The sequence below is a fragment of the Microcoleus sp. B7-D4 genome (assembly GCF_036705125.1).
Taxonomy (GTDB): Bacteria; Cyanobacteriota; Cyanobacteriia; order Cyanobacteriales; family Microcoleaceae; genus Microcoleus.
In genome coordinates this window covers 55,147-62,143 of record NZ_JAUBTT010000052.1, presented here as the reverse complement: position 1 = coordinate 62,143, position 6,997 = coordinate 55,147, and the positions used below count along the sequence as shown (strand labels likewise).

Below are 6,997 nucleotides of genomic sequence, written 5' to 3'. Positions count from 1 at the left end.
CCGTGCCCGCCCCCACCCACAGACGATTTCACAGGCGTTTGGGACATGGGGGCAACCACAGGGGGATTGCCCCTACCAAGAATGAAACCGCCCTGCCTTAATAAGGAGGGGACAAGATTCCGATCTTTCGTCCCCCTTCTTAAGGGGGATTTAGGGGGATCGAGATATGTGCAACTTCACATTAAATTGGTATTACGCACGATGGCTAAAAACCGGGTTTCTGCCTCAATCTAAAAAATGTAATTAATTAATTAAGTAGATTAATGATAGAACATACTGATGAGAATAATGGGAAATTGCAACAACAGCAACAACAAATCCTTGCTAAAATAGCACTTTCTCTCTCCGAATTCCTCAAACTAGAAGATATTCTCAACACTACGGTAACGGAACTCAGAAACATTCTGCAATGCGATCGCGTAATTATCTTCCCATTTGCTCCAGACTGGAGCGGAAAGGTGTTGGTAGAGTCAGTTGGTTCAGAATGGACAGCAATCTTATCCACTCAGATACACGATCCTTGCGTGGGTGAAAACTATATCGAACCCTTCAAACAAGGCTTATTTACCTCTAAATCTGATATTTATACTGCCCCAATTGATACTTGTCACCGGGAATTCCTGACCACTTTTCAAGTTAGAGCTAACCTGGTTATTCCTATCCTTAAGGGAGAAGAACTTTGGGGATTATTGATTGCCCATCACTGTGCAGCACCTCGCGAATGGCAACCATCAGAAATTGAACTCATGCGACAGCTAGCAACTCAAGCTGGAATTGCCATTCAGCAAGCTGATTTATTTCCTCAAGTACAAACGGAACAGAGGGAGCGCCAACCAGCAGGAATTTCCCTACAGCAACTCCATACTGAACTCGAACAACCAGGCAGAGAACGGACACCCGAACTCACTGAAGTCAACGATAGCTTGCAACACTACATCACTCAAGTTGAAGACCTATATAATAAGGCTCCCTGTGGCTATCATTCCCTAGATGCAGCAGGAACAATAATTATGATTAATGATACGGAACTGAAGTGGTTAGGCTATTCCCGCGATGAAATTGTCCACAAGAAGAAATTTGTGGATTTAATTACAGTTGAAAGTAAAAATATTTTTGATCAAAACTTTCCCTTATTTAAAAAACAAGGATACATCAATAACTTAGAGTTTCAGATATTGAATAAAAACGGAAAAGCCATTTGGATCAACCTAAATGCTACAGCAATTTATGATGAAGCAGGTAACTTCATGATGAGTCGTTCTAGCGTATTTGATATCACCGATCGCAAACGTACAGAAGAAGCATTCCGCCAATATGAACGCATCGTATTCAATACAACAGATGGGATTGTGTTGATGGATCGTAACTATATTTATCAAATAGTCAATCAAGCTTATTTGAATTGGTGCAACAAATCTGAAAGCGAAGTTATCGGAAATTCTGTTAGAAATATCCTGGGTGCAGACGTGTTCGATAACATGATAAAACCTCGGTTAGACAGATGTTTGACGGGCGAAAAAATTCAGTATGAAAACTGGTTTGATTCTCCCAATTTAGTCAGGCAATTTTTGAGCGTTACTTATATACCTTTACGTGATGCAGGCGAAAATATTGTAGGGGTAATCGTCAGTCTGCGCGATCTGACTAAGCTTAAACAAGCCGAACAAATGCTGGAGCTTCAGGCTGTCATTACCCGCAACATGGCCGAAGGCATTTGTTTAGTAAGAACAGATAATGCAGTTATTGTCTATGCCAATCCTAAATTTGAGCAGATGTTTGGCTATGACTCTGGCGAACTCAACGGTCAGCACGTTTCAATTCTCAACTATGGCAGCGCATCGGTGAGTCCTGAAGATACAAATCAAGCCATTCGGTCTGCCGTTTTACAAAGGGGTGAATTTAGCTATGAAGTTCATAATGTCAAGAAAGATGGGACTCCATTTTGGTGTAGTGCGACTTGCTGTGTATTCAATCATTCAGACTATGGCGATGTTCTGGTGGCAGTTCATCAAGATATCACAGTAGCGAAGCACCTCGAAGAACTTCGACAAGAGGCGGCAGTAGCCTTACTACAGAAATCCCGAAAGGAAAATTTGCTCTGGAGGATTACTCAAGGGATTCGCCAATCTTTGGATCTGAATGCCGTTCTAAATACTGCTGTTACTGAAATCAGGCAGACATTACAAACGGATCGCACTACCATTTACCGCTTTAATCCTGATTGGAGTGGTGATTTTATCGTGGAGTCAGTTGGTGAGGATTGGGTAAAACTGATAGGAAGCGATCTCCAAAAAAATTGTGCAGATACCTATCTGCAAGAAACTCACGGCGGTCGATTCCGCAATCATGAAAATTTTGTTATTAATAATATTTACAGCGCTGAACTTCAACCCTGTCATATCGAGCTAGTGGAACAATTCCAAGCAAAAAGTTATGCAGTCTTCCCGATATTTTTGAGAGAAAATCTCTGGGGTTTGTTAGCTATCTACCAAAATAAGGCACCTCGTCAATGGCAATCGTGGGAAATAGAATTAGTTGAACAGATTGCCAGCCAATTGTCGATCGCCATTCAGCAATCCAAGCTCTACCGACAACTTCACCTAGAACTGCAAGAACGTAAGCAAGCCGAAGCCACGATCCGAGAAGCCGAACGACGCTGGCGATCGCTTTTGGATAACGTGCAGTTGATTGTTGTCGGACTTGATATAGGGGGAAATGTCAATTACGTTAATCCTTTCTTCTTAAAACTCACAGGATATACTCACCCAGAAGTTCTCGGAAAAAATTGGTTTGAAAACTTCTTACCCCGTTCTATCCAACAATCGATTAAAGTTGTTTTTTCGGAAGTTTTAGCCTCTAACTATCATCTCTATTATCAAAATGCCATCTTGACTGAATCGGGTGAAGAACGGTTCATTGCGTGGAACAATACCATTCTGCAAGATTCAGAGGGAAACATCATTGGAATTATCAGCATTGGGGAAGATATTACTGATCGACAAAGGCTCGAACACATTAAAGATGAGTTCATTGGCATTGTCAGCCATGAACTTCGCACTCCTTTGACAGGAATTCAAATGTCATTAGGACTAATAAAAAGTGGGGTTTATGATAAAAAGCCCGAAAAATCTAGACGCATGATTGAAATTGCTCTCCTCGATACCAATCGTTTAGTGAACCTGGTTAATGATATTTTAGATTTGGAGCGCCTAGACTCCGGGCGGGCAATTGTGGAGAAAACTGTTTGCAAAGCTGCCGATTTGATGCAGCAAGCAGTAGATAGCATTCAGGCGATCGCTATTCAACAGCAGATCTCATTAATCGTTACCCCCACGGATGCAGAAGTCTGGGCAACAGGAGATGCGATCGTCCAAACCTTAACAAATTTGCTCAGTAATGCGATTAAATTCTCACCTGCCTATTCCACAATTCATCTGAGTGCCGAAAACCAGACAGACTTTGTGCTGTTCCAAGTTAGCGATCACGGGCGAGGCATTCCAGCCGATAAACTAGAACTCATTTTTGGGCGATTTCAGCAAGTCGATGCCTCCGACTCCCGTGAAAAAGGAGGCACCGGTTTAGGTTTACCCATCTGTCGCAGTATAGTTGAGCAGCATGGTGGCAAAATCTGGGCGGAAAGTATCTTAGGTGAAGGCAGCACATTTTGCTTTACCCTACCCTTACCCACCATTGAATAACGCTTAGATTAATCGGTAGCATCCATCCCAAATCCAAAATCTCCAATCCAAAATCCCATGACTGACAGACAAATTCTAGTTGTTGACGATGAAGAACACCTTCGGGAACTTGTGCAGGCCTGCTTAGAAGATTTAGGCGGATGGGAAACAGTGGCGGCAGGATCGGGAGAGGAATGTTTACAAATACTGCAAACAGAACAACCCAACGCTATTTTGCTGGATGTATCTATGCCGGGAATGGATGGGTTTGCTGTGTACGAGACCCTCCAGTCCGATCCGATTACCCGATCGATTCCAGTGATTCTGCTGACAGCGAAAGTTTTGCCCAGCGATCGGGCTAAATTTGCCAAGATGGCGGTAGCTGGGGTAATTGCCAAACCAATCCAACCCATCACCTTGACGGAAGAAGTAGCAGAGATTTTGGGATGGGAGGATTGACAATCAAGCATCCAGGATACAAGCCCCCGGATTCATTCCGAAAGCAGACTCAGGACGCAGAAATAAAAAACCTGTATCCGATGAAACTTGCCCCCCGAATTTATCCGTGGGGTGAATGCTTCAATCGAAAATCGAAAATCGAAAATCGAAAATCGATTGACTTTCACCATTTTTGTCAATTTTTGTAACAATAACGGAATCTTTACCAATTCCTTACCGTTGCTATTTACTCTCCTGCTATGCAGCTAACAGTTCTTGGCATTAGGAGGAGACTCAATGAATGCTTTTCAGGTTTTGAATGATATAAATCAGGATCTCGCAGGTTCATTTTCTCGTTTGCCCACTGGTTGTCAGCAATCCACACTTTGGATTGCTCAGACAGAGGAAATACCGATCGCAGGTATTAGAATTCAAGAAAAGGATCTGACACTTATCCTTAAAGTTCACATTTATGACATTCATCTTGTCAAATTGAATCTCCAAATCACTCCAGAAACTGTTTTAATCCAAGGTCAACCTACCGAAGCGGCTGGAGTAGAAGGTTATTTCCTTCCTGGTGGATTTCAAATTCTCATCCCGTTGCCCCACCGCGTACATCCTGAAATCTATGGCACTGAAATACACTCGGATGGTTTAACAATTCAGCTTGCTAAAGAGTTGAGAATTCCGTCATCAGAAGTTCGGATTCAACTCTCAAATACACATCTTTGAGGGATTGCTTAAAGATGTGTATTTGAAACCCAATTGACCACCAAAAAATTGATTCCTAATCAACCCAAATAAAATGAACACTTTGCAAGTAGCTAATTATGATGGCAGTCTCCTGCCCGAAAACAAGATGAAAGGGAAACAAATTCTCATCGTTGATGACCAAGAACACCTCCGCGAACTGGTACAGTTGTGCCTGGAAGACCTCGCGGGATGGAACACCCTGGTGGCCGAATCAGGAGAAGAATGTTTACAAATCCTACAAACAGAACGACCTAATGCTATTTTGCTGGATTTATCAATGCCGGGAATGGATGGGTTTGCTGTGTACGCTCATCTCCGATCCGATCCCATAACTCGATCGATTCCAGTGATTCTGCTGACAGCAAGAGTTATGCCACGCGATATGGCCAACTTTGCCGAAATGGGTGTTGCTGGGGTAATTCGCAAACCATTTGAACCCACCAGCCTGCCGGGAAAAGTGGCAGAGATGTTGGGATGGGATGATTGACACTCCCCGGTATGGCAGACGCAGGATTCTTAAGACTTTACCTCTACATTCATACAGTTGCTGCTTCAACCCAGCTTACAGCAGTTGGCAACAAAAGATAAATACACTTTCGTCGATAAAAAAGAGGTTTTGATGACAAGCTGTCCTTGCTGCACGAATCAAATGCTGCGTCACCTTCGCCACAGTCAAGTATACTGGTTTTGCCGTCAGTGTTGGCAAGAAATGCCTGTTTCCCCTCTTAACAGCTACGGTTCATCGCCCTCTATAAATTTAGTTACAGACTTAAGGATTAAGAAGCTACTTTCTTGAGAGGCGATAGTTTTAAGGTAAAATTCCATCGCACAGGCGTGACGCCCGTGCCACAATGGAGGCGGACGAATAAAAGGGATCTCGCACTTAGCGACTAAACCTCCTCAAAAATTGCGCCTCGCTGCTGTAGATTCACCTGCATCTCCTCATCGATTCCTGAATTATTCCCGAATCTGGCTGACTCGACATTCGCACCACTGAAATTAGTATTTGTTAAGTTCACTTCCAGCAGATTTGCGCCGCTCAAATTGGCACCGCTGAGGTTAGCTAAAGCTAGACTTGCTTTGTGCAAATCTGCGCCGCTTAAATCAGCATTTCCTAAGAAAGCCCCACTCAAATCTGCACCGCCGAATTTGGCATTTTGTAGGTTGGCGTCGCTGAAATCGGCATCGTTTAAGGTTGCGCCCCGGAAATTTGCCCGATCGAGATTTGCGCTGCTAAAATCCACTGCACTTAAAGTCGTTCCGCGCAAGCTACCACCCGCGAAATCTAGTGCTGGGTTGAGATTGGCGATTTTGGCCAACTCTACAAAGTTGTCGGTTTCAGCAGAGATAATGCGATCGACCATTTCCTGCAATTCCGATTCAGCTTCCGGCACAATTTCCACTTCGCGCGGTTCAACCGGAGGCAAATTGTAGGACAATAGCGCCCAACTGAGGGCAGGTTGGAGTTTATTTGCTTGCAGGTATATAGTCAGGATTCTTTCTAAAATCGAATGTTGATTGGGCGTGATTTCGTGCGGCCACAAACCCTCCGCATCTGTGAGATTAATATCTTCTTTAGCAACTTCAAAAGCCGCTGCCATCCGAAATTCTTTGGCAGCTAATTCTCCCAGCTTCGCACTTTTTAGCAAACCTTTTAATACTGATTTGCCCTGTTCTACTGCAAAAATCCAAGCTGGCGTTCTATCATCGCTGATTGTGGAAACGTGACAAAATATGCTCTCTGTTTCCTGAGTTTTTTCCGCCTTCTCCCCGCCCTGAACTCCCCGCTGACTTTGGGTTGCTAAAATTTCTGCACTGCTTTGAATGGCCAGGGTTTCTTCTATTGGCAAAAGCTTGAAAGAACCGACTAACTGACGTGATGCTACGGGAATTTCGCAGTTTTCTAGATAGAGTTTTAGCGTCCCGCCTTGCAGACCAAACTTGACGCGACCACCTAGCAGGGGTTCCCAATGCTCGTTAAAATTCAGGCTCAAGTGAATGTCGAGCTGCTGGGTTTGGGGTGCAACCGATGGAACGGGAATTGCTTCTAATTGCATCCACAAGCAATCTGGGTATTTGTTGTGTGACTCTAGCGATCGCATATCGGGTAGAATTGCTGGCACTACCAG

At 43.8% G+C, this 6,997-nt stretch carries 5 protein-coding genes; 4 read left to right on the top strand and 1 reads right to left on the bottom strand.

What is annotated here, in order from left to right; genetic code table 11:
- Nucleotides 1-263: 263 nt before the first annotated feature.
- The 4 genes from QUB12_RS20950 to QUB12_RS20935 all read left to right on the top strand — a co-directional run bounded on the left by QUB12_RS20950 (nt 264) and on the right by QUB12_RS20935 (nt 5,355).
- Nucleotides 264-3,698 carry a PAS domain S-box protein gene (locus QUB12_RS20950; RefSeq protein ID WP_333308219.1) on the top strand — a complete coding sequence of 1,145 codons (3,435 nt, stop codon included), beginning with the start codon at nt 264-266 and terminating at the stop codon, nt 3,696-3,698.
- 57 nt (nt 3,699-3,755) lie between these two features.
- Nucleotides 3,756-4,136, top strand: a complete 381-nt coding sequence (locus tag QUB12_RS20945; RefSeq protein WP_333147040.1) for a response regulator — start codon at nt 3,756-3,758, stop codon at nt 4,134-4,136.
- Between the two features lie 276 nt (nt 4,137-4,412).
- Nucleotides 4,413-4,847, top strand: a complete 435-nt coding sequence (locus QUB12_RS20940) for a hypothetical protein (RefSeq protein ID WP_333308217.1) — start codon at nt 4,413-4,415, stop codon at nt 4,845-4,847.
- 127 nt (nt 4,848-4,974) lie between these two features.
- Nucleotides 4,975-5,355: a response regulator gene (locus QUB12_RS20935; RefSeq protein WP_333308221.1), complete on the top strand. Its 381-nt coding sequence runs from the start codon at nt 4,975-4,977 to the stop codon at nt 5,353-5,355.
- 403 nt (nt 5,356-5,758) lie between these two features.
- Here the strand turns inward: QUB12_RS20935 and QUB12_RS20930 are convergent, their stop codons facing one another.
- A complete protein-coding gene (locus QUB12_RS20930; RefSeq protein ID WP_333147035.1) occupies nt 5,759-6,991 on the bottom strand; it encodes a pentapeptide repeat-containing protein in 1,233 nt (410 codons plus the stop codon).
- Between the last annotated feature and the right edge of the window lie 6 nt (nt 6,992-6,997).

Bases quoted from the DNA above. Each gene is read 5' to 3' on its own strand.
- QUB12_RS20945 (WP_333147040.1), top strand. From the start codon at position 3,756: ATGACTGACAGACAAATTCTAGTTGTTGACGATGAAGAACACCTTCGG.
- QUB12_RS20950 (WP_333308219.1), top strand. From the start codon at position 264: ATGATAGAACATACTGATGAGAATAATGGGAAATTGCAACAACAGCAA.
- QUB12_RS20940 (WP_333308217.1), top strand. From the start codon at position 4,413: ATGAATGCTTTTCAGGTTTTGAATGATATAAATCAGGATCTCGCAGGT.
- QUB12_RS20935 (WP_333308221.1), top strand. From the start codon at position 4,975: ATGAAAGGGAAACAAATTCTCATCGTTGATGACCAAGAACACCTCCGC.